1 protein-coding gene is annotated in these 2,678 nt (G+C 73.6%); it reads right to left on the reverse strand.

What is annotated here, in order from left to right; all coding sequences use genetic code 11:
- Positions 1 to 658 precede the first annotated feature (658 nt).
- Complete coding sequence (locus LCE31_RS09230; RefSeq protein WP_374118444.1) at positions 659 to 2,527, reverse strand: MFS transporter; 1,869 nt, start codon at positions 2,525 to 2,527, stop codon at positions 659 to 661.
- Between the last annotated feature and the right edge of the window lie 151 nt (positions 2,528 to 2,678).

The raw sequence follows: 2,678 nt of genomic DNA on the forward strand, positions 1-2,678 counted from the left end.
CCCGGCCCGCCAGTGCCGGGGGGCGGGGGGCCCCCCCCGGCGCCCCCCCCCGCCCCCGCCGCCGGCCCCGCGGGGCCCCCCCCGGGGGGGGGGGGGGGGGGGGGCCGCCGGGGCGGCGGCCGACGACGCGGACGACGAGGTGGCGGTGGTGGGGCTGGTAGTGCTGAGGGTGCTCTTGGGGTTGCTGCTGCCGGTGCTTGAGGCCGGTGTGATCACGGGAGGCATCCGTTCCGGGGGACGAGAGCGGAGGGGGAACAGGGAAGGACGAACGACGAACGAGGAAGGAGACCGCCGGCGCCGGCGCGGCATCAGGTTAGGCATACCTAATCTCTCTTCCCAAGGCTTACGGGGCGTGACGAAGAACGCGGCCCGCCGCATGAGCACGAGGGGCCCGCCATCCGTGAATAACGCCTCGCGGCCGAGGCCCGTGACGCTCGCCGCCCGCCTTTCAGCCCCGCGAGGCCCTCCAGCGCCCTGAGACCCCTCCAGCCCCGCGAGGCCCTCCAGCGCCGTGAAACTCCTGAGGTTCTCCAGCCTCCTGAGACCCTTCAACCCCGCAAGGCCCCTCGGCTCCCTGAGACCCCTGAGGCCCGCGAGACCCCTCCGCCCCTTCGGGCCGGCAGACCCAGGCCCCGACCCGGTCCCGGTCTTCTCGGCGTCAGCGCAGTTCCTTCGGGCAGCCCGTGCCCCTCGGCAGCTGGTACGGCGCCGCCAGCCGGTACACCCCGGCCTTCGGCGCGAGCAGGATCGTCCACTCGTCGCCGTCGTCGTCCTTGTTCGCCTTCGTCAGGCAGCCCGCCGGGTTCGTGTACTGCTTCAACCGGTCGGCGTCCCTGTCGCCCCGCGCCTCGCGCGCCTTCGACGCGGCCGTCTCCTCCGGCGGCGGCACGCTCTTGCCCTCCGCGTCGACCAGCCCGAGCCACGGCGAGTACGGAATCCTGATGAGCACGCGGCCCGGTTGCTTCACATGGATCGTCAGCTCGCCCGCGCCCGCGCGGTCCACCGTGGCCGGCGGGTCCGCCATCGGCATCGGGTCCTTGACCGCGTACAGCTGCCAGTTGGCGTCGCCCCACAGCTTGTGCAGGTACGGCTCGCCGTGCCGGACGAGCGCCGCTTCCCTCGCCGCCCCCTCGTCCGGCCTGCCCTTCGGCAGGACGACGAAGTGCACGGCCCACCGGTCAAGCCAGCCCCGGTAGTTGTCGGCCGTCAGCGTGTCGTCGTAGAACAGCGGGTTCCGCGCGATGTCCGCCTGCCGGTTCCAGCCCCGCGCGAGGTTCACGTACGGCGAGAGCGCGGACGCCTCACGGTGGCTGCGCGCCGGGACGACCTCCACGCGGCCCTTGTCGGCGTCGGCCTTCTGCAACTGGTGCACCAGCGGCGCCAGCTCACGCGTCCAGGACGCGGTGGGCGCGGTGATCACCATGTCGTCGACGCCCTTGAAGCCCGTCCAGACGTTCACCCCCACGAACGCAAGCAGCAGGGCCCACCAGCGCAGCGAGCCGCGCTTCGCGTACGGGACCGCCGCGAGCAGCAGCACCGCGCCGACGACCATCGCGAGCCGCGAGACGTTCGAGCCGATCTGCGAGTTCACGGCCCAGGTGGCGACCGTGCCGAGCCCGTACAGGGCGGCGGCGACGCGGACCGTCTTCCAGCTCTTCGGGACGAGGACGATGACGGCGACCGCGAACAGGAACGGCAGGGCCGCCGTGCCGATCGACATCGGCTGCGTACCCGAGAACGGGAACAGCCAGATCGAGAGCGCCTCCACGAGGATCGGCGGCAGCCCCAGCGTGTACGCGCCGGGGCGCCGCTTCCCGACGAACAGGGCGACGGCCACGATTCCGAGGAACAGTCCCGCGACCGGGCTCGCGGCCGTCGCGAGGCCCGCGAGCGGCGCCGCGACCGCCGCCTTCCACCACCGGTTCGCGACCCATCTGCGGGGCCAGCAGAACACCGCGCCCACGGCGCCCAGCGCGAACATCACACCGAGCCCGAACGTCACGCGCCCCGACATCGCGTTGCAGAAGAACGCGAACACGCCGGCCATGGAGCACGCGATCGGGTTGCGCACCGCCTTGACGCGGACCAGGACCAGCGCGGTCAGCGCGGCCGACACCGTACCGGCCACGATCATCGTCGACCGCACGCCGAGCACCGACATCAGATACGGCGAGACGACGCTGTACGAGACCGGGTGCATGCCGCCGTACCAGGCGAGGTTGTACGCGGAGTCGGGGTGCTGCCCGACGAACTCGGCCCAGGCGTCCTGCGCGGCGATGTCGCCGCCGCTGTTCGCGAGGAAGAAGAACCAGACGAGGTGCGCCAGCAGCGCGACGACGCCCGTCAGCAGGACGGGGTGGCGCAGGGCGGACGCCCGGAGTCCGGCGCCGGGGCCCGGGGCCGGTCTCCCGGCGGGGTGCGGCCCCCGCGTGCGGTCCTTCGCCCTGCCCCTGGCTCCGGACTTCGTCCCGGCGTCCGTCGAGGCAGACGGCGGCAGCGCCGCCGAAGGCGGCTCAGCGGTGGTCACTGCGGCACTCCACGTCTCCCCTTGCGGTCCGGCACGTGGAGGGACGCCGTCGCCCCGCCGAACAGTTGCCGAACACTCCCCGACCCCGCCTCGGGACGCTAGCACGGGGGCCGCCCGGGGACGGCGGGATATCCCGCGCGAGGGCGCGGGC

This window comes from Streptomyces sp. 8L, from assembly GCF_020176795.1.
Lineage (GTDB): Bacteria > Actinomycetota > Actinomycetes > Streptomycetales > Streptomycetaceae > Streptomyces.